Annotated in this window: 18 protein-coding genes; 8 read left to right on the top strand and 10 right to left on the bottom strand. The window is 66.4% G+C overall.

Features of this window, described 5'->3' with window-relative positions:
- Positions 1-82: 82 nt before the first annotated feature.
- From QOL57_RS02050 to QOL57_RS02040, 3 genes are all read right to left on the bottom strand, one after another.
- Complete coding sequence (locus QOL57_RS02050; RefSeq protein WP_089241268.1) at positions 83-2,152, bottom strand: EAL domain-containing protein; 2,070 nt, start codon at positions 2,150-2,152, stop codon at positions 83-85.
- 91 nt (positions 2,153-2,243) lie between these two features.
- Positions 2,244-3,428, bottom strand: a complete 1,185-nt coding sequence (locus QOL57_RS02045) for an NAD(P)/FAD-dependent oxidoreductase (RefSeq protein ID WP_089240490.1) — start codon at positions 3,426-3,428, stop codon at positions 2,244-2,246.
- Complete coding sequence (locus QOL57_RS02040; RefSeq protein ID WP_033830883.1) at positions 3,425-3,973, bottom strand: YaeQ family protein; 549 nt, start codon at positions 3,971-3,973, stop codon at positions 3,425-3,427. The genes QOL57_RS02045 and QOL57_RS02040 overlap by 4 nt, the downstream gene beginning before the upstream one ends.
- A gap of 180 nt (positions 3,974-4,153) precedes the next feature.
- On the opposite strand from QOL57_RS02040, the gene QOL57_RS02035 reads away from it, so the two are divergent.
- Positions 4,154-5,023: a pseudouridine synthase gene (locus QOL57_RS02035; protein WP_089240492.1), complete on the top strand. Its 870-nt coding sequence runs from the start codon at positions 4,154-4,156 to the stop codon at positions 5,021-5,023.
- A 13-nt stretch (positions 5,024-5,036) separates the two neighbouring features.
- Here QOL57_RS02035 and QOL57_RS02030 read toward each other — a convergent pair whose 3' ends face one another.
- Entirely contained in the window at positions 5,037-5,525 is a 489-nt protein-coding gene (locus tag QOL57_RS02030; RefSeq protein WP_089240494.1) for a YaiI/YqxD family protein, read from the bottom strand.
- Positions 5,526-5,829: 304 nt separating this feature from the next.
- Here QOL57_RS02030 and QOL57_RS02025 point away from each other — a divergent pair, with 304 nt between their 5' ends.
- From QOL57_RS02025 to QOL57_RS02010, 4 genes are all read left to right on the top strand, one after another.
- Positions 5,830-6,039 (top strand): cold-shock protein, encoded by a 210-nt coding sequence (locus QOL57_RS02025; RefSeq protein WP_025875108.1) that lies wholly within the window; start codon positions 5,830-5,832, stop codon positions 6,037-6,039.
- Positions 6,040-6,191: 152 nt separating this feature from the next.
- Positions 6,192-6,881 carry a glutathione S-transferase gene (locus QOL57_RS02020; protein WP_089240496.1) on the top strand — a complete coding sequence of 230 codons (690 nt, stop codon included), beginning with the start codon at positions 6,192-6,194 and terminating at the stop codon, positions 6,879-6,881.
- A 31-nt stretch (positions 6,882-6,912) separates the two neighbouring features.
- The gene (locus QOL57_RS02015) at positions 6,913-8,478 is read left to right on the top strand and encodes a YdiU family protein (RefSeq protein ID WP_089240498.1); all 1,566 of its coding nucleotides are present in this window, start codon (positions 6,913-6,915) and stop codon (positions 8,476-8,478) included.
- Between the two features lie 668 nt (positions 8,479-9,146).
- Entirely contained in the window at positions 9,147-9,683 is a 537-nt protein-coding gene (locus tag QOL57_RS02010) for an adenine phosphoribosyltransferase (RefSeq protein WP_089241270.1), read from the top strand.
- Between the two features lie 105 nt (positions 9,684-9,788).
- Here QOL57_RS02010 and dbpA read toward each other — a convergent pair whose 3' ends face one another.
- From dbpA to QOL57_RS01990, 4 genes are all read right to left on the bottom strand, one after another.
- Positions 9,789-11,165, bottom strand: coding sequence for an ATP-dependent RNA helicase DbpA (gene dbpA, locus QOL57_RS02005; RefSeq protein ID WP_089240500.1), 1,377 nt, complete (start codon positions 11,163-11,165; stop codon positions 9,789-9,791).
- A gap of 134 nt (positions 11,166-11,299) precedes the next feature.
- Positions 11,300-11,572 (bottom strand): hypothetical protein, encoded by a 273-nt coding sequence (locus QOL57_RS02000; protein WP_089240502.1) that lies wholly within the window; start codon positions 11,570-11,572, stop codon positions 11,300-11,302.
- A 44-nt stretch (positions 11,573-11,616) separates the two neighbouring features.
- A complete protein-coding gene (locus tag QOL57_RS01995; RefSeq protein WP_157803072.1) occupies positions 11,617-12,159 on the bottom strand; it encodes a CbrC family protein in 543 nt (180 codons plus the stop codon).
- A 74-nt stretch (positions 12,160-12,233) separates the two neighbouring features.
- On the bottom strand, positions 12,234-13,310 hold the full coding sequence (locus QOL57_RS01990; protein WP_089240506.1) for a YeiH family protein: 1,077 nt from the start codon (positions 13,308-13,310) through the stop codon (positions 12,234-12,236).
- A 101-nt stretch (positions 13,311-13,411) separates the two neighbouring features.
- Between QOL57_RS01990 and QOL57_RS01985 the strand changes: the two genes are divergently transcribed.
- Both QOL57_RS01985 and QOL57_RS01980 read left to right on the top strand, forming a co-directional pair.
- Positions 13,412-14,287 (top strand): LysR family transcriptional regulator, encoded by an 876-nt coding sequence (locus tag QOL57_RS01985; RefSeq protein WP_089241272.1) that lies wholly within the window; start codon positions 13,412-13,414, stop codon positions 14,285-14,287.
- A 329-nt stretch (positions 14,288-14,616) separates the two neighbouring features.
- A complete protein-coding gene (locus QOL57_RS01980; RefSeq protein WP_089240508.1) occupies positions 14,617-16,497 on the top strand; it encodes an ATP-binding cassette domain-containing protein in 1,881 nt (626 codons plus the stop codon).
- Positions 16,498-16,656: 159 nt separating this feature from the next.
- On the opposite strand, the gene QOL57_RS01975 is transcribed toward QOL57_RS01980, so the two are convergent.
- Positions 16,657-17,118: a cytochrome c gene (locus tag QOL57_RS01975; protein WP_089240510.1), complete on the bottom strand. Its 462-nt coding sequence runs from the start codon at positions 17,116-17,118 to the stop codon at positions 16,657-16,659.
- Positions 17,119-17,127: 9 nt separating this feature from the next.
- The gene (locus tag QOL57_RS01970) at positions 17,128-17,523 is read right to left on the bottom strand and encodes a c-type cytochrome (RefSeq protein ID WP_089240512.1); all 396 of its coding nucleotides are present in this window, start codon (positions 17,521-17,523) and stop codon (positions 17,128-17,130) included.
- Between the two features lie 205 nt (positions 17,524-17,728).
- On the opposite strand from QOL57_RS01970, the gene QOL57_RS01965 reads away from it, so the two are divergent.
- Positions 17,729-18,880 carry an efflux RND transporter periplasmic adaptor subunit gene (locus QOL57_RS01965; RefSeq protein ID WP_089240514.1) on the top strand — a complete coding sequence of 384 codons (1,152 nt, stop codon included), beginning with the start codon at positions 17,729-17,731 and terminating at the stop codon, positions 18,878-18,880.
- Positions 18,881-18,886: the final 6 nt, after the last annotated feature.

The following is an 18,886-nucleotide window of genomic DNA, read 5'->3' as shown; positions in this document are numbered from 1 at the left end:
TGTTTCTGTAGAGCCGAGCCATGCTCGGCTGCTCTTCGCTTGGACCCTGCAGCCGAGCATGGCTCGGCTCTACAGAGAGGCGTCAACTGAACTCGAAGTTCATCGTCGGCGCTGCCGGGCCGACGAAATCGCCCTGCACGTAGTCCACGCCGGCACTGAACAGCAGTGTCATCGAGTTGGCGTCGCTGACGAACTCGGCGATGGTGCGGATGCCGGCTTCCTGCGCGCGTGCGGTGATCTGACTGACCCGGTCGATGTTCTCGCGGGTGGCGGCCAGGTCGCTGGTGAAGCCGCGATCGAGCTTGAGGAACTGCGGCTGGAAGTGGGCCAGCAGCTGGAACGAATCCAGGCCCGAGCCGAACTGCTCCAGACCAATCCGGCAGCCGAGCGGTGCCACTTCCGCCAGGAACTGCTGGGCGCTGCGCAGGTGCGTGAACACCTTTGACTCTGGCGCATGCAGCCACAGGCGTTCGCCCGGTACGCCGTGTGCCTGCAACTGCTGGCGCAGCGTGGCGATCATCTTCGGATCATCGAACGATTCCGGCGTGACCTTCACCAGTATCTGCGTCGGATGCCCCTCGCGCGCACGCGCGCCCAGTACCGCGATCGCCTGCGAGACGACCCAGCGGTTGATGTCCGCCAGCAGGCCGTGTTCTTCGGCGATGCCGAGGAAGGCGGTCGGGCTCAGCAGCTCTCCGTTGTGTTCCAGCCGCAGGTAGGCTTCATACAGCTCCAGCGACTCGCCCTGCAGGTTCAGCACCGGCTGGTAATGCAGCTGGAAGCCATCGCCTGCCAAAGCCTCGCGGATACGTGCGACCCAGCGCTGCACGCGCTCTTCTTCCACGCGATCGACAGCGGCCGGGTCGAAGATGCGGCAGGTATTGCCGAGCGCGGCAGCGGCCTGTGTACATTCACTGGCGCGCGCCAGCACCTGGCCGATGCTGGCGATCTTCTCGCCCACCTGCACCCCGCCAATGCTGACGGTCACCGTGGCCGAGCGCGCACCGATGCTGAAGACGTGCGCGGCGTAGGCTTCACGGATGCGCTCGGCCAGTGCCACGGTCTGCGCATAGGGGCCGGACTGCAGCACGGCGAAACTGTGTTCGCCGAAACGGGCCAGCTGCGCATCCTCGCCAACGACCTCGGCCAGCAAGGCGGCGAGGGCGCCGATCAGGGCGTCGGCCGAGGCCAGTCCGATATCCGGGATCAGACGTGCGTAATGATCCGGTTCGACCATCAGCAGGCCGAACTGACCCTCGCTGCGCCCCGCCTGTGCAACCGCGTCCTCGACCTGCAGCATGAAGGTCGGGCGGTTGAGCAGGCCGGTGACCTGGTCGCGCTGGCGCAGGTCTTCGACCTCGCGTGCCAGCTCCGGGTCGAATTCCATGCGCCGGCGGAACACCACCTGCAGGCAGGATTCGCCCTCGTAGGTGGCTGCGGTGAACTCCATCGTCGCCGGGAAGGCGTTGCCATCCTGGTGGCGGGCGTCGAGCTGGTACTGCGGTGGTGGCGCTTCGCCACGGCTGAGTGACTTCAGCAGCTGCTTGAAATCATCCACGTGCTGGGCGGCGACCATGTCCAGCAGCGAGATGCCTTCGACCTCCTCGAAATCCTCGTAACCGAACATTTCCAGGTAGGCATCATTGGCACGGATGTGCATGCCTTCATGGACGTAGGCAATCGGTTCACGCGACGAGGCGATCAGCGCGTCGCAGCGACGCTCGGTCTCGCGCATCTGCGCCTCGATCCGGCGCAGGCCGCGGCGTGCCTGCAGGTCGACCCACTGGTCGCGGACCACTGCCAGCAGGTGTTCGGCGCGCTGGCGCAGGGCGAGGGCGCGAACGCCGTTGCTGCTGGCCTGTACCAGTTCATCCTCGTCGATGCGCTCGGCCAGCAACACCAGCGGGATGTCCTTGCCGCTGGCGGCGATGTGCTGGGCCACCAGTGGCAGCGGGATGCTCTGCGAGGGCGCAGCCAGCACCAGGTCGATCGCCTGGCTGGCCAGTACCTGCGACAGCTCGGCCGAGTCCTGCGGGCGCCATGGGCGCACGGCGATGCCGCTGTTGCGCAGGGTGCTGACGATGGCTTCGGCGTTCTCGCCGCTGTCATCGACGATCAGCAGGCGGATGGTGATGTCGTTCGCGTTCTGCATGCACTGCTCCCCAATCTGCAAATCTAGATACACGATGCGTGGCGGCGCGTCCATGCGCGCAACGCTTGCGTGCCCGGAACGGCGATGCGGTTCACACCACGCAGCCGGCCGCGTGCCCGCTGGCCCAGGCCCACTGGAAGTTGTAGCCGCCCAGCCAGCCGGTCACGTCCAGCACCTCGCCGACGAAATGCAGGCCGGGCACGCGCTTGGATTCCAGCGTCGACGACGAGACCTCATTGGTATCGACACCGCCAAGGGTGACTTCGGCGGTGCGGTAGCCCTCGGTGCCGCTGGCCACCAGCGGGAATGCTGAAAGCACCTGTGCCGCCTTGCGCAGGTCCGGCTCGTCCAGCTGACGTACCGGGCGGTCGGGCAGCCAGTGCTCGCACAGGCGCTGCGCCAGTCGTTTGGGCAGCACATCGCCCAGCACCGTACGCAGTTCCGCGGCGGGGCGTTCGCGCTTCATCTGGCGCAGCCATTCGGCGGCATCCTGGCCGGGCAGCAGATCCAGCGACAGCGCGTCACCGGGTTGCCAGAACGAGGAAATCTGCAGGATGGCCGGGCCACTGACGCCACGATGGGTCAGCAGCATGAAGTTGCGGAAGCTGGTGCCATTGCAGCTGGCCTCGACCGGCAGGGCGACGCCGCTGAGCTCGGCCAGGCGCTCCTGGTGGGTGCCGCTGAGGGTCAACGGCACCAGGCCGGCGCGGGTCGGCAGCAGCTGGTGGCCGAACTGGCGCGCGATCTCATAGCCGAACCCGGTTGCACCCAGGCTGGGAATGGACAGGCCGCCGGTGGCGACTACCAGCGAGGCGCAATGGAACAGGCCGTGTGTGGTCTGCACGCGGAAGCCGTCAGTACCGTGTTCGATGCGCTCGACACTGCACTGCGTGCGGATCTGCACGCCGGCCTGCTGGCACTCGTCCACCAGCATCTTCACGATCTGCTTGGACGAGACATCGCAGAACAGCTGGCCCAGCTCTTTTTCGTGATAGGCGATGCCGTGGCGCTCGACCATCTCGATGAAGTGGTAGGGCGAATAACGCGCCAGCGCCGACTTGCAGAAATGCGGATTGGCCGACAGGAAGTTGGCCGGGGTGGTGCCGGTGTTGGTGAAGTTGCAGCGGCCACCGCCGGACATCAGGATCTTCTTGCCGATCTTGTTGGCGTGGTCGATCACCTGCACATGCCGGCCTCGCTGGCCCGCCGTGATCGCGGTCATCAGCCCGGCTGCGCCGGCACCGATCACCAGCACGTCGCAGCGGATCGTGCTCATGCCTTGGCGCGCTTTCGCCAGTTGGGGATCACGTCCAGCTGCATCTGATCGTTGAGCAGCTGCACTTCGGCGTCCTGGATCAGCACGCTCCAGCGCATCGCACGCTGGATCTGCTGGCCCCACAGATCGACGAATCCGCCGTCCAGGTCGACCACCGACAGATTGTCGAAGCGGGCCAGGCCCTTGCTCTGCTTCTGCCACCAGATGTCCGACGCGTTGCCGCCGTAGTTGACCACCTGCACCTGTCGGCTGCGGTTGCTGGCCTTGCGGATGCGCGACTCGTCCGGATGGCCGAGGTCGATCCACTGCAGGATGTCGCCGGTGTAGTCGTGTTCCCACAGGTCCGGCTCATCGTCGGTGCTCAGGCCGCGGCCGAACTCCAGGCGGTCGCCAGCGTTCAGCGCGAAGGCGAGCAGGCGCACCATCAGGCGTTCGTCGGTTTCAGACGGATGCTGGGCCAGGGTCAGGTTGTGGGTCGCGTAGTAGCCGCGATCCATGTCGCTGATCTGCAGTTCGGCCTTGCGGATGGTGGCGGTGAGGGCCATGAAGATCCAGAGGGGTAAAGACCGTCAATGATAGAGGTTTGCCCCGGGGGTGTCCGGTATGGGGGTGTCGGCAGGGCGTGATCGGTGGCACGCTGGCCGCCCTGATTCTTCCGGCTTGCCCTGTCGTATGTCCCGTTCACGTCCGCGCCGCCTGCAGATCTTCGGCATCGCGACCACATCATGACCACGCCCAGCCGACTGCAGCTGCCGCCCGGCAACTGGGATTCCCTGCTGGAGGGGCTGTGCGCGCGCTTCCCGCGCATCGATCGGTTGCAATGGGAGAGTCGCTTCGCGCGCGGGCGGGTACAGGACGCACAGGGCAGGGCGCTGGCGGCAGACATGCCGTGGCAGGTGGGTCTGGAGATCCGCTACTTCCGTGAAGTGGCGGACGAACCGGTGATCCCGTTCGTGGAGACCATCCTGCATCACGACGCGCACCTGCTGGTGGCTGACAAGCCGCACTTCCTGCCGACCGCTCCTGCCGGTGCCTTTGTGCGCGAAACCCTGTTGGCGCGCCTGATCGAACGCACCGGCAATACAGACCTGGTGCCGTTGCACCGCCTGGACCGGTTGACGGCTGGGCTTGTGCTGTTCTCCACCCAGCCGGAAACGCGTGACGCCTACCAGCGACTGTTCCGTGAGCGTCGCATCGAGAAGACTTACGAGGCGCTGGCCCCGGCCCTGCCGGACCTGCGGTTCCCGCTGGAGCGGCACAGCCGGCTGCAGCCAGGGGAGCCGTTCTTCCGCATGGCTGAAGTTCCCGGCGAGCCGAATGCACGGACGCGTATCGAGCTCATCGAAGCGCAAGATCGGGTCTGGCGCTACCGGCTCGTGCCGGAATCCGGACGCAAGCATCAGCTGCGCGTCCATATGGCGGCGCTCGGCGCGCCGATCCTGGGCGACGGGTTCTACCCGCAGCTGCAGGACCGGCCGCAGGGTGAGGGCGAGCCGCCGTTGCAGCTGCTGGCGCAGGCACTGGCCTTCGATGATCCGCTGACGAGCCAGCGGCGGAGCTTCCGCAGTGCGCGCACCTTGAGCGTTGCCGGCTGACGCGCGGCCGGATTCACCTGTTCGGGCGGCGCGCCAGCCAGCGGTCCAGCTCGGCAGCGAACAGCTGGCGGTCGCGCGCACCCAGAGGAGGCGGTCCTCCGGTCTGCACGCCCGCGCCACGCAGTTCCTCCATGAAATTGCGCATCGACAGCCGCTCGGCCATGTTGTTGGGGGTGTACAGCTGGCCGCGCGGGTTCAGGGCCACGCCCTTCTTCTCCAGCACCAGGGCGGCCAGCGGGATGTCCTGGGTGACCACCAGGTCGCCGGCGGCCACCCGCTCGACAATGGCGCTGTCAGCCACATCCAGTCCCTGCGGCACCTGGATCGAGCGCAGCCAGCGCGAGGGTGGGGTTCGGATCCACTGGTTGGCGACCAGGGTCAGCTCCACACCGACCCGTTCAGCTGCACGGAACAGGATGTCGCGAATGACGACGGGGCAGGCGTCTGCGTCCACCCAGATGCGGGTGAGCAGGGGTTCAGCTCGGGTTTCAGCTTCAGTCATTTACCCAGTGTAGGGTAGGAAAAACCTGAATGGGGGCCCGGGTTTAGCCTCGATCTGGTGCAACCCCTTGCCCTGTCTAGGGGCTGGCCGTCTGTCGCTGAATATCAAGGCTATCGCTTTTTGCTCAAAACACGCGTATCGTCTGGCCCACTGTGTTTGCTAGGGTCACCGTGAATCGTGGCCTGGTGCAGTTGATCTCACGATCCGCTCATCGATCCGCTTTACCAACGCCTGCAACTCAGTCTCGGCCCCGATACCCGGTGGCTGCGATTTTTTTCAACATGTGTTTCAGGAGTTAGTAAATATGTCTGATCGTCAGACCGGCACTGTCAAGTGGTTCAACGACGCCAAGGGCTTCGGCTTCATCACCCCGGAAAGCGGCCCGGACCTGTTCGTGCATTTCCGCGCGATCCAGGGCACCGGCTTCAAGACCCTGCAGGAAGGCCAGAAGGTTACCTTCGTCGCCGTCCAGGGTCAGAAGGGTATGCAGGCTGACCAGGTGCAGGCGGTCTAATCCGTCTGCTACCGTTTGGTAGCCAGAACGCCGGGAGCGAAAGCTCCCGGCGTTTTTCGTTATGGGCTTCTTGCAGCGTCGAGCCAGGTCCGGCTCTACAAAGGGCATGCACCCGGCACGGTACGATGCAGATCTCCCCAAGGATCGTCCCCATGCGCATCGTCCATCATCTGGAAAACTCCCGTTCGCTGCGCGTGCTGTGGATGCTGGAGGAGCTGGGGCTGGACTACGAGCTTCGCCGCTACCCGCGCGACCCGAAGACGATGCTGGCGCCGCCGGAACTGCGTCAGGTGCACCCGCTGGGCAAGGCCCCGGTGCTGCAGGACGGTGAACTCATCCTCGCCGAATCCGGCGCCATCCTCGATTACCTGGCTGACCGCTACGACGTGCATCGTCAGCTGTCGCCGTCGCCGGTACCGGCCGATGGCAAAGAGCGCATCGATTACCGCTACTGGCTGCACTATGCCGAAGGCTCGGCGATGCCGCCGATGCTGCTGACCTTGGTGATGAGCCGCATCCGCAGCGCGCCGATGCCGTTCTTCGCGCGGCCGATCGCCCGCAGCATCGCCGACAAGGCCGAACGCGGTTTCGTCGGCCCGCAACGACGCCTGCATCTGGACTGGATGGAGCGGCATCTGGCCGAAAGCCCGTGGTTTGCCGGCGAGCGCTTCACCGCCGCGGACATCCAGATGAGCTTCCCGATCCAGGCAGCGGCCGCACGCGGCGGCGGGCTGGACGACAAGCCGGCATTGCGTGGCTTCCTCAAGCGCATCGGTGAGCGTCCGGCCTACCAGCGTGCCGAGGCGCACGGTGGGGCATTGCAGGCCCTGCGCGGCGATTGAGGACGGCCGTCCTCGCCCCCATGCTGTACTCATGGATACCACAGCTCCCCAGTTCGACAACCGCCTGCTGAATCTGCTGCCGGGCGATCCCGAGTCCGGCCCGCGCCGGCGCGAAGTGCTGGGTGCGGCCTGGTCGCTGGTGATGCCGACACCTGTTGCAGCGCCGGTGCTGCTGGCGTGGTCGCCGGAGGTTGCCGGGATGCTCGGATTCGATCTTGCGCAGGTCGATGATGAAGGCTTCGCCCAGGTGTTCGGTGGCAACGCGCTGTATGCGGGCATGCAGCCGTGGGCGGCCAACTATGGAGGCCATCAGTTCGGGCATTGGGCAGGTCAGCTGGGTGATGGCCGCGCCATCTCGCTGGGCGAGTTGATCGGCGCCGATGGCAGGCACTGGGAACTGCAGTTGAAGGGCGCCGGGCCAACGCCGTACTCGCGCGGTGCTGACGGCCGTGCGGTGCTGCGCTCGTCGATCCGCGAGTTCCTGTGCAGCGAGTCGATGCATCATCTCGGCGTGCCGACTACTCGCGCCCTGTCGCTGGTCGGCACCGGCGAGGACGTGGTGCGCGACATGTTCTATGACGGTCATCCGCGCGCGGAGCCCGGCGCGATCGTCTGCCGGGTATCGCCCTCGTTCCTGCGTTTTGGTTCATTTGAACTGCCCGCTTCACGTGGCGAGACCGCACTGTTGAAGCAGATGGTCGACGCCTGCGTCGCCCGAGATTTTCCGGAACTGAAGGGGCAGGGCGAAGCGCTGTATGGCGACTGGTTCGCACAGATCGCCGTGCGCACCGCAGAGATGATCGCGCACTGGATGCGCGTCGGTTTCGTGCATGGGGTGATGAACACCGACAACCTCTCAGTGCTCGGCTTGACCCTCGACTATGGCCCATATGGCTGGGTCGAGGACTTTGATCCGGACTGGACGCCGAACACCACCGATGTGCAGGGGCGTCGCTATCGTTTCGGCACCCAGCCGCAGGTGGCGTACTGGAACCTCAGCCGTCTGGCACAGGCGCTGTCGCCGTTGTTCGCCGACGTGCAGCCGCTGCAGGCAGGGCTGGCCGCCTACCAGGCGACCTTTGTTGCGTGCACCCGTCGCGATGTGGCGGCCAAGCTGGGTCTGGCGGCGGCCGACGATGCCGACCTGCAGCTCTACCAGCGCTGGCAGCAGCTGATGCAGGACGGCGGCATGGACATGACGCTTGCATGGCGTGCGCTGATGCGCATCGATGCCAACGCGCCCGATGCGGGGGTACTGGCCGAAGTCTTCTATGACGCCGAGCGCGAGTACGCGGTGCAGGAACCTCTGCAGCAGTGGCTGCAGGATTACGCGGCACGGCTGCGTGCCGATCCGCTGCCGGCACCAGAGCGGTTCGCGAAGATGGGCGCAGCCAATCCGCTGTATGTGCTGCGCAACTGGCTGGCACAGGAAGCGATCGATCGCGCCGAACAGGGAGACCTGGGCGGTGTGCATGCGCTGCAGGACGTGCTGCGTGATCCATACACCGAACGCCCGGGGCTGGAGCATTACGCCGGCAAGCGCCCGGCGTGGGCAGACAATCGCGCAGGCTGCTCGATGCTGTCCTGCAGTTCCTGAGGGTGGGTTTTGGCAGGGCTGCGCCCTGCACCTGCAGAGGCCAGGTCAACAGCCAGAGCAAAAGCTGGGTTCCGTGGTTTGGCGGGGCGGTGTCGGAGTGCGGGGACGCCGCAAGTACGTCCTTGTAGGCTTGGCAGCCGCTTGCTCGTGTGCGCGTTCCTGCGCACACGGCCAGACCGGGGTTGGGTGTCCTGCCCAACCCGCCCGACGCATGCGTCGGGCCCATGCGGCTGACACCCCGCATTCCGACACCGCCCCACCTCCGACAGATTCCCGCTGCTGTGGGTAGGTGTCGACCTTGGTCGACACGGTAGATCCACGCCATGCGTGGATGCTCTTCGTTCAATTCTCGAAATATTCGATTTCGATAGAGATTCATCCACGCATGGCGTGGATCTACTGGCCACCGGCAAACTGTCGAAGGCGGGGCACTGTGGGTTTGCGGGGTGTGAGCCGCATGGATGCGGCGACCAAGCCTCCATGGACGGATTCACGGCGCCCCCGCAGACCCGCAGTGCCCCGCCATCCCACGGAATGCACGCCGTTGCTGTTGCCTCGGCTGTTGCTGCTGCCTCTGCAGGTGCCGGGCGCAGCCCGGCCGAACCCCTCAACAGGCAGCCGGCGCCCGGAACAGGTACCCTATGCCGCCATCAGACAACCGAATCGCCATGACCGACGCCATCGTCGCTCCGCAGTGGGCCTCGCGCCTGCGCGACATCGCCGACTTCCCCAAGCCGGGCATCCTGTTCAAGGACATCATGCCGCTGCTCGCGCACAGCGAGGACTTCCGTGGCGCGATCGCAGCGATGGCCGATCGCTGGCGCGAGCAGAAGCTGGACGCGGTGGTCGGCATCGAATCGCGCGGCTTCATTCTGGGCGCCGCCATGGCGCTTGAGCTTGGCGTGGGCTTCGTGCCGGTGCGCAAGCCGGGCAAGCTGCCGGGCAAAGTGCTGCGCGAGGAATACACCCTGGAATACCGCAGCGACTGCATTGAAGTGCATGCCGATGCGCTGCCCGCAGGTGCGCGCGTGGCGATCATCGACGACGTGCTGGCAACCGGCGGTACGCTGGTTGCTGCGTTGTCGCTGGTGCGCCGCCTGGGCGTGGAAGTAGTCGGCGCCGGCGTGCTGGTCGAGCTGGACGGCCTGGGTGGCCGTGGCCGCTGGGAAGCGGATCTGCCGCTGCACACCGAACTGGTGTTCTGATTCCGGTAGCTGCCAACCTTGGTTGGCACCGGATGGATGGGCCAACCAAGGTTGGCCACTACCAGGTCATGTCGCTGCCAACCGTGATTGGCAGCGCTCCTTCAATCACATCATCCGCACGCGGAACCGTCGGCCCTTGATCTTGCCGGCTTCCAGCTTCGCCACCGCCTTGTTGACCTGCTCGCGGGCGATTGCCACATAGGAGCGGGTCGGGAAGATCGCGATCTTGCCGATGAACTTGGCCGACAGGCCGGCATCGCCGGTGAGTGCGCCGAGGATGTCGCCCGCGCGCAGCTTGTCGGTCTTGCCGCCATCGATACGCAGGGTGCGCATCGCCGCCTGCGGCAGCTCGGCCGGGCGCGACGTCGCCAGCGGCGTCTTCTGCCAGTCCAGCGGCTCGCCGCGCTGCGCTTCGATGGCGTCGGCGCGGTTCTTTTCGCGGCCTGCCACCAGGCTGATCGCCAAGCCACTGGCGCCGGCACGACCAGTACGGCCGACACGGTGCTGGTAACTCTCGACGTCGGTCGGCAGCTCGTAGTTGATCACCGCGGCCAGCTCTTCCACATCCAGCCCGCGTGCGGCGACGTCGCTGGCAACCAGCACGTTGCAGCTACGGTTGGCCAGGCGCAGCAGCACTTCCTCACGGTCGCGCTGCTCCATGTCGCCATGCAGGGCGAGCGCGGAGAACCCGAACTGCTGCAGCGAGTTGGCCACTTCGTCCACGTCCTTGCGGGTGTTGCAGAACACCACGGCCGATTCGGGCGTGTACTTCAGCAGCAGGCCGGCCAGTGCCTTCTGCCGGTGCGCCGGTTCGACTTCGCAGAACAGGTGTCGGATGGCCGGCGCCTGATCGGCGCCTTCCACGGTTACTTCCACGGCATCGCGCAGCAGGTCGCGGGCCATGGCGCGAATGGTGTCGGGGAAAGTGGCCGAGAACAGCAGGCTCTGGCGATCGCGGTGGGTACGGCCAGCGATTTCACGGATCGGTTCTTCGAAACCCATGTCGAGCATGCGGTCGGCTTCGTCCAGCACCAGCGTACGCACGGCGCCCAGATTCAGTGCGCGCTTGCGCGCCAGCTCCTGCACGCGGCCGGGCGTGCCGACCACCACGTGCGGATCATGGCTTTCCAGCGACGCCAGCTGCGGGCCCAGCGGCGTGCCACCGGTCAGCAGCAGCAGCTTCAGGTTGGGGATGCCGGTGGCCAGCTTGCGGATCTGCTTTGCCACCTGGTCCGCCAGCTCGCGGGTGGGGCACAGCACCAGCCCCTGCACGCGGATCAGGCTGGGGTCGATGGACTGCAGCAGGCCCAGGCCGAAGGCTGCGGTCTTGCCGCTGCCGGTCGGGGCTTGGGCGATGACATCGCGGCCATCGAGGATGGCGGGCAGGCTCTGCGCCTGGATCGGCGTGAGGGTGGTGTAGCCGAGGGCATCCAGGCCGGGCTGCAGGGCCGGGCTCAGCGGCAGGGTCGAGAAATCAGTCATGGCGCATTGTACCTGCGCGCGCGGCCGGTCCCGCCTCGCAGCCTTCATCCACGCATGGCGTGGATCCCACGGGGGAGGCGGCGCCTTTGGAATTCAGTAGATCCACGCCATGCGTGGATGCTCTGGCCGTCCCCTCAGCCCAGCCCGAGGGCCTCCAGCTGCGCAGCCATCGCCTGCAACTGCTCCGGGGTGGCCGGCTTTCCAGCGGCCCTGGGTTCCAGCAGCAGCTGGTGGAACCACGGGTTGGCGTGCTGCGTGTCGAAATTGAACGCACAGCTTGCCTGCTCGCCCATCACCGCCTGCACGATCCCGATCAGCGTGTCTTCGGCTTCATCGACATTGCCCGGCCCATAGCGATCATCCAGCAGGCGCAACGGGATCGGCAGCAGGGTGGGAGATGCGGGCATGCCTCAAGTCTAACGATCCACGTTGGACAGGAGCAGGAGGAGACTCAGGCCGCGTCAACATGGAACTGGATCAGGCCGCAGTGCAGGCACTCGAACGTGTAGAAACCGATATCTGCACCGGGCGCGTAGTCGCTGACCAGCTCCGACCAGAGTATTTCGTCGGCGCTATTGGCCGCGCACCATGCCGCGATGGTCGTTGCCGAGGCCTGACTCACCTGTTCCATGGTGGCGTCGCCCAGGAAGCGGCAGACATCGCTGCAATGTGCCAGCCATTTTTCCCCTTGAAAACTGACATAGCCTGGCGTGCGCAGGGACAGCTCTTCCAAAGCGGTTTCGGGCACGCCTTGGTCGAGGTCCAGACTGCAGGCAAATGCCACATCCAGTGCCGACGCTGCACGGCCATCGGCAATGCACCAAGGGCAGATCTGCTCTGAATAATCTTCGCGCCCTGCGTGTATGGCATCGCGCAGGTACACGTACCCACGCGCTTGCTGGCAGACCCTGCAGGCAGCAGTGGACGGCCCCACGTTGCCCGTCGCAACCGGGTCCGGGTGGTAGCGGAAGTTTGGAAAGTCATTGATGCTCATGGCGTCCATCCAGTGCAGCGCAGGGGACGTTCTTGTACGACCTGCGGATGGTCTCGGCAAGCGGGGAGGGTCGCTCAGCCCAGCACCGCCAGCACACCCTGGTGGATCGCCAAGCCGCCGAACAGCAGCCAGCCGAACAGGATCAGCGCCAGCAGCAGCGGCTTCAGGCCGGCCTGGCGCAGGGCCGAGACGTGGGTGGTCAGGCCCAGTGCGGCCATCGCCATCGCCAGCAGCACCGTATCCAGCTGCACCAGTCCTGCCTGCGGCCCGGCCGGCAGCAGGTGCAGCGAATTGAGGCCGGCAACCGCCACGAAACCGAACGCGAACCACGGCACCACGATCCGGGCCTTGCCACCGTCCGCCGCCTTGCCGCCACGCGCCAGCCACAGCGACAGCGCGATAAGGAACGGTGCCAGCAGCATCACCCGCACCATCTTGGTGATGACCGCGGTATCGGCGGCCGGCTCGCTCACCGCGCGTCCGGCGGCGACCACCTGCGCGACTTCGTGCACGGTCGCGCCGGTGAACAGGCCGTACTGCTGTGCGTCCATCGCCAGCCAGCCATGTGACTGCAGCAGCGCGTACAGCGCCGGATACAGGAACATCGCCACCGTGCCGAACACCACCACCGTCGACACCGCCACCGTCACCTGCGCAGCACGGCCGCGCACCACCGGTTCGGCGGCCATGACGGCGGCCGCACCGCAGATCGCGCTGCCGGCACCGATCAGCATGGCTGCTTCGCGCTCCATCTTGAACACCCGCACGCCCAACCAGCAGGCCAGGCCGAAGGTGCTCGCCACCACCAGTACGTCCATCAGCACGCCGGCGATGCCGACGTGGCCGATGTCCTGGAAGGTCAGCCGCAGGCCGTACAGCACGATGCCCGCGCGCAGCAGCCAATGCTTGGAGAAGCCGACGCCCGCCGTGCTGGCAGGGGCCAGCCGTGGGTAGAACGTGTTGCCGACCACGATGCCAGCGACGATCGCCACGGTCAGCGCGCTCAGGCCGTGCGCCTGCAGCCAGGGCAGCTCGGCCAGATACAGCGAAGCGGCCGCGACCAGGCCGACCAGCAGCAAGCCCGGCAGCCGCGGCTGCCAGCGCTGGCGCAGGGCGGGCAGGGACCAGGAGGAGAGAGCAGGGGCGTTCATGGCAGTGGAAGGGTCTGGAGAGGCTATGCCAGCCTGCGCTCACACCGTTGACCAGTAAAACGAATAATATTGGTGAAAATTACCTATCTAGCGGGTTGAATGTGCGCCTGACCCTCCGCCAGCTGCAGGTCTTCGTCGCCATCGCCGATCACGGCAGCACCACGGCCGCCGGCCAGGCCATCGCCCTCTCACAATCGGCCAGCAGCGCCGCGCTGCAGGAACTGGAGGCGCATTTCGGCACGCCGCTGTTCGACCGCATCGGCCGTCGCCTGGCGTTGAACGGCCACGGCCGGGCATTGCTGGAACCGGCGCGCGCGCTGCTGGTCAATGCCGCCGATCTGGAGCGGCAGTTGGCGGCGGGCGGTGACCCGGCCCAGGGCGCACCACTGCGGCTGGTACTGGCGGCCAGCACCACCATCGGCAACTACCTGCTGCCGCCGCGTATCGCCGAACTGCTGCGGCAGGCGCCGCAGGCCGAGGTCGATCTGCGCATCGATAACAGCGCAGGCGTGGTGGCGGCAGTTCAACGGTTGGACGTGGATGCAGGATTGATCGAAGGTCCATGCCACGAACGCGGGCTGCAGGTGACCGCCTGGCAGCAGGACCCGCTGGTGATCGTGGCAGCGGCGGATGCGGCTCCGCGCTGGTCGCTGGATGAACTGCGCGCAGCGCGTTGGCTGCTGCGCGAACCCGGTTCAGGCACCCGCGAGGCCGTTGAACAGGCGCTGCTGCCGCATCTGCGCGGCTTCGCGCAGGCGCTGCAGCTGGGCAACACCGAAGCCATCAAGCAAGCCGCCATCGCCGGCCTCGGCCTGGCCTGCCTGTCCCGCCACGCCCTGGAAGAACCCCTGGCCCTGGGCCGCCTGCGCATTCTGGAAACCCCGCTGCCGGCGCTGCAGCGGACGCTGTGGCTGGTACGCCACCCCGGCAAGCAGTGGTTGCCGGGCCTGCAGGCGTTGTTGGGGGACGTGGAGTAGTCCGCTGGTATCCAGTCGATTGCATCCATTGGAAGATCCTGCGGCGATCATCCACGCATGGCGTGGATCTACTGTGTCGACCAAGGTCGGCACCTACCGACAGCAGCGGGAAACTGTCCAAGGCGGGGTGATGTGGGGCTGCAGGACCGTTGGCGCCATGGATGGCGCCATCGAGCCCCCATGGAGGGGTTTACGGCGTGTCCTGCAGCCCCACATCACCCCGCCATCCCACTGCAAGCCCGCTTCAGGCTGTTGCTGTTGCTGCGGCCGTTGCCCCGCGGGTGCCGGGCGCCGCCCGGCCCAGCCCCGCAACCCGCTACAATGGTCGGATGCCTCTGATTACTCTGCAAAACGTCGACTTCAGCGTCGGCGGCCCGCTGTTGCTGGAAAAAGCCGAACTGTCGATCGAACCGGGCGAGCGTATTGCCCTGATCGGCCGCAACGGCGCCGGCAAATCGACCCTGCTCAAGCTGCTGTCCGGCGACCACAAGCCCGATGACGGCGAAGTGCGCGTGCAGCAGGGCGTGCGCGTGACCCGCCTTGAGCAGGAAGTGCCGCATGGCGCCGCCGGCAGCGTGTTCGACGTCGTCGCCGACGGCCTGGGCGAACTGGGCCAATGGCTTGCCGAATTCCATCACCTCAGCCACGCCGACGTGTTCGATGGCGAAGCGCTGGGCAACGTGCAGGCAAAGATCGATGCCGCCAACGGCTGGGGCCTGGATCAGCGCGTCAGCGAGACCCTGACCAAGCTCGACCTCGATGGCGACGCGGAGTTCGCGCGCCTGTCCGGCGGCATGAAGCGCCGCGTGCTGCTCGGTCGCGCGCTGGTCTCCAGCCCCGACCTGCTGCTGCTGGACGAACCGACCAACCACCTGGACATCGAAGCCATCGACTGGCTCGAAATGTTCCTCAAGAACTGGAACGGCAGCGTGGTGTTCGTCACCCATGACCGCCGCTTCCTGCGCGCGCTGGCCACCCGCATCGTCGAGATCGATCGCGGCCAGGTCACCAGCTGGCCGGGTGACTGGGCCAACTACGAGCGCCGTCGCGAAGAACGCCTCAACGCACAGGCGCAGGAAAACGCGCGATTCGACAAGCTGCTGGCGCAGGAAGAAGTGTGGATCCGCCAAGGCATCAAGGCGCGTCGCACCCGTGACGAAGGCCGCGTGCGCCGCCTGAAGGCGATGCGCAACGAGCGTTCGGAGCGCCGCGACCTTAGTGGCAACGTCAAGATGGAAGCGGCCCAGGGCGTGAGCTCGGGCAAGAAGGTCATCGACATCAAGGACATCTCGTTCGCCTTCGGCGATCGCACGATGGTCCGCGATTTTTCCACCACCATCCTGCGCGGCGACCGCATCGGCCTGATCGGCCCCAACGGCAGTGGCAAGACCACGCTGCTGAAGCTGCTGCTGGGCGAACTGCAGCCGCAGAAGGGTGAAGTCAACGCGGGAACCAACCTGCAGGTTGCGTACTTCGACCAGTACCGTGCAGTGCTGCGCGAAGACTGGAGCGCGATCGAGAACGTGGCCGAAGGCCGCGATTTCCTCGAGTTCAACGGCAAGCGCAAGCACGTGCACGCCTACCTGCAGGACTTCATGTTCACCCCCGAGCGCGCGCGCGCGCCGATCACCCGCCTGTCCGGTGGGGAGCGCAACCGCCTGCTGCTGGCCAAGCTGTTCGCGCAGCCGTCCAACCTGCTGGTGATGGACGAACCGACCAACGACCTGGACGTGGAAACCCTGGAGCTGCTGGAAGAGCTGCTGGGCGAATACAACGGCACGTTGCTGCTGGTCAGCCATGATCGTGACTTCATCGACAACGTGGTGACGTCCACCTTGGTGATGGAAGGCGATGGCGTGATCGGTGAGTACGTGGGCGGCTACAGCGACTGGCAGCGCTACGCCGCCAGTGTCGCTGCCGCGCCTGCGGTGGTTGCTGCGGCCAAGTCCGCGGTCGCTGCGCCGGTGGCTGCTGCGGAACCGGCTGCGCCCAAGCGCAAGCTTGCCTACAAGGAAGCGCGCGAGCTGGAGCAGTTGCCCAAGACGATCGAAAAGCTCGAAGGCGATGTCGAAGGCCTGACCGCAGCGATGAACGATCCGTCGTTCTACACGCGCAGCAGCGCCGAAGTGACCGCGCACACCCAGCAGCTGGCCAAGGTACAGGCTGAACTGGATGCCGCGTACGCACGCTGGGAAGAGCTGGAAGGCTGAGCGGGAGCCGGGTCATGCCCGGCTCAGTAGATCCACGCCATGCGTGGATATCCGGATCCGTGCGGACCAACGGTCCGCACCCACGTGAATGTCTGCATCAGTGCGGACCAAGGTCCGCACCCACCAAAGCGGATTCCGCACCCACCGGGGGCCCGGCGGTCATTTAACCCCGTGCAGATCCCGCAGCTGGCTCGTGCGGCTGCCGAAGTACGCCGCCAGATCGGCGATGTCCTGATCGCTCAGGTCCTTCGCCTGCGGTGTCATCAACGCATGCTGGCGGTCACCGGCACGGTAGGCCTGCAGCGCATGCGCCAGGTAATCGCCATATTGCCCACCCAGCTTCGGGTAGGTCGGATCGATCGGCGCATTGCCGTCGGCACCGTGGCAATCGATGCAGCTCTGGCTGGTGGCCTTGCTCTTGACCTTGGCGCGGGCCTCACCGGCGGCTTCACGCCCGGCAGGCAGGCCAGCGGATGAAGACGATCCGTGCTCGCCGCTGGCATGGCCGGGATCGCCGGCGGATGTTTCGCTGTTCTCCACCTGTGACTGCGAGCAGGCCGCCAGCAGAAGGGCGACGGACAGGGCGATGGCGTGACGCAGTGGATGCGCGGCTTTCGACATGGGCGGGCCTTACTTGACGGTGGACAGGTAAACAGCGAGATCGGCGATCTCCTGTTCGCTGAAACTCATCGACTGTGCCTGCATCGTGGGATGCCGGCGCTTGCCCTGGCGGTACTCGGTCAGGGCCTGGGTCAGGTACTGCTGGGTCTGGCCACCGATCTTCGGTACCCGGTAACTGGGGTAGGCGTTCTTGTAACCGGTGATGCCATGGCACCCCTGGCAGGTATAGGCCAGCACACGGCCGTTGTCGAAACTGCCGGTGGGCGTGGCGGCCGCCGGCACAGGGGCCGTAGCCGGTGCCGGGGCGGGTGCTGCAGGAGCAGAAGCAGGAGCGGGCTGTGCGGCGGCCCCGAGGGGCAGGAGGACGGCCAGAGCGAGACAAGCGGCGAGCGGCTGCGGGCGCATGGTGTCTTTTCCGGGGATTCGGGTCTGGTCGTTCCGGCGTGGGGTACGGAACGACCCGAGTATAGCCTCAGGTTTCATCTAGCTGAAATGGGGTCGGTCCGACCGGCGGCGTGAAGGCACCATGACCTTTGGGATATGGTGTTGCCGTGAAGTGGTGCATTACTTTGCTACAACACCTGCCCACGCATCCTCCAGGGATCTGACGATGTCGCACCAAACCTTCCTGCCCGGCCCCCGCAGCGGACTCTGCGCTGCCGCGCTGCTGCTCTCCACCTCCCTGCTGCTGAGCGGTTGCGCCGCTGGGCCCAACAACGAGGCCAAGGCGGCCGAGACCAAGGACGAGAAGAAGGTCGACGCGGTGCCGGTGGAAGTGGCCGTGGCCAGCCATCGCGCGGTGGCCGCCAGCTACACCGGAACCGCGGCACTGGAGCCGCGCGCCGAATCGCAGGTGGTGGCCAAGACCTCGGGCGTTGCGCTGGCGGTGCTGGTCGAGGAAGGGCAGCGGGTCAGCGCCGGGCAGCCTCTCGTTCGCCTGGATCCGGACCGCGCGCGCTTGTCCGTAGCGCAGAGCGAAGCGCAGATGCGCAAGCTGGAAAACGACTATCAGCGTGCACAGAAGCTGGTCAGCCAGCAGCTGGTCAGTGCGGCCAGCGTCGACCAGCTGCGCTACGACCTGGAAAACATCCGCGCCCAGTACCGCCTGGCCACGCTGGAACTGTCGTACACCACCGTGGTCGCACCGATTTCCGGCGTGATCGCCTCGCGGTCGATCAAGACCGGCAACTTCGTGCAGATCAACACGCCGATCTTCCGCATCGTCGACAACTCGCGGCTGGAAGCCACCCTCAACGTGCCCGAGCGCGAGCTGGCGACGCTGCGCGCTGGCCAGCCGGTCACGTTGTCGGCCGATGCGCTGCCGGGCCAGACCTTCACCGGCATCGTGGACCGCATCGCGCCGGTAGTGGATTCGGGCAGCGGCACCTTCCGTGTGGTCAGTGCTTTCGATGGCGCCGCGCAGTCGCTGCAGCCGGGCATGTTCGGCCGCATCCGCATCGACTATGACCAGCGTGCCGATGCACTGGTGGTGCCACGCCTGGCACTGCTGGACGATGGTGAGCCGGCAGTGTTCCGGGTGCGCGAGGGCAAGGTCGCGCGGGTGCCGGTCAAGCTCGGCTATGCCGAAGGGCCCTGGGTGGAAATCCGTGAGGGCCTGGCCGCTGGCGACCAGATCGTCACCGCCGGCAAGGTCGCCCTGCGCGATGGCACGGCGGTGCAGGTGATCGCCGATCCTAAGGCCAAGGCGAAGACGGTAGCCACCTCGGCCGAGCCGGCAGAGAAGGCCGGGAGCACGCAATGACCGCGC

The sequence above is a fragment of the Stenotrophomonas sp. yr243 genome (genome assembly GCF_900184195.1).
Classification (GTDB): Bacteria; Pseudomonadota; Gammaproteobacteria; order Xanthomonadales; family Xanthomonadaceae; genus Stenotrophomonas; species Stenotrophomonas lactitubi.
The sequence above is the reverse complement of the archived record's forward strand: the minus strand, read 5'-3'. Positions and strand labels throughout refer to the sequence as shown.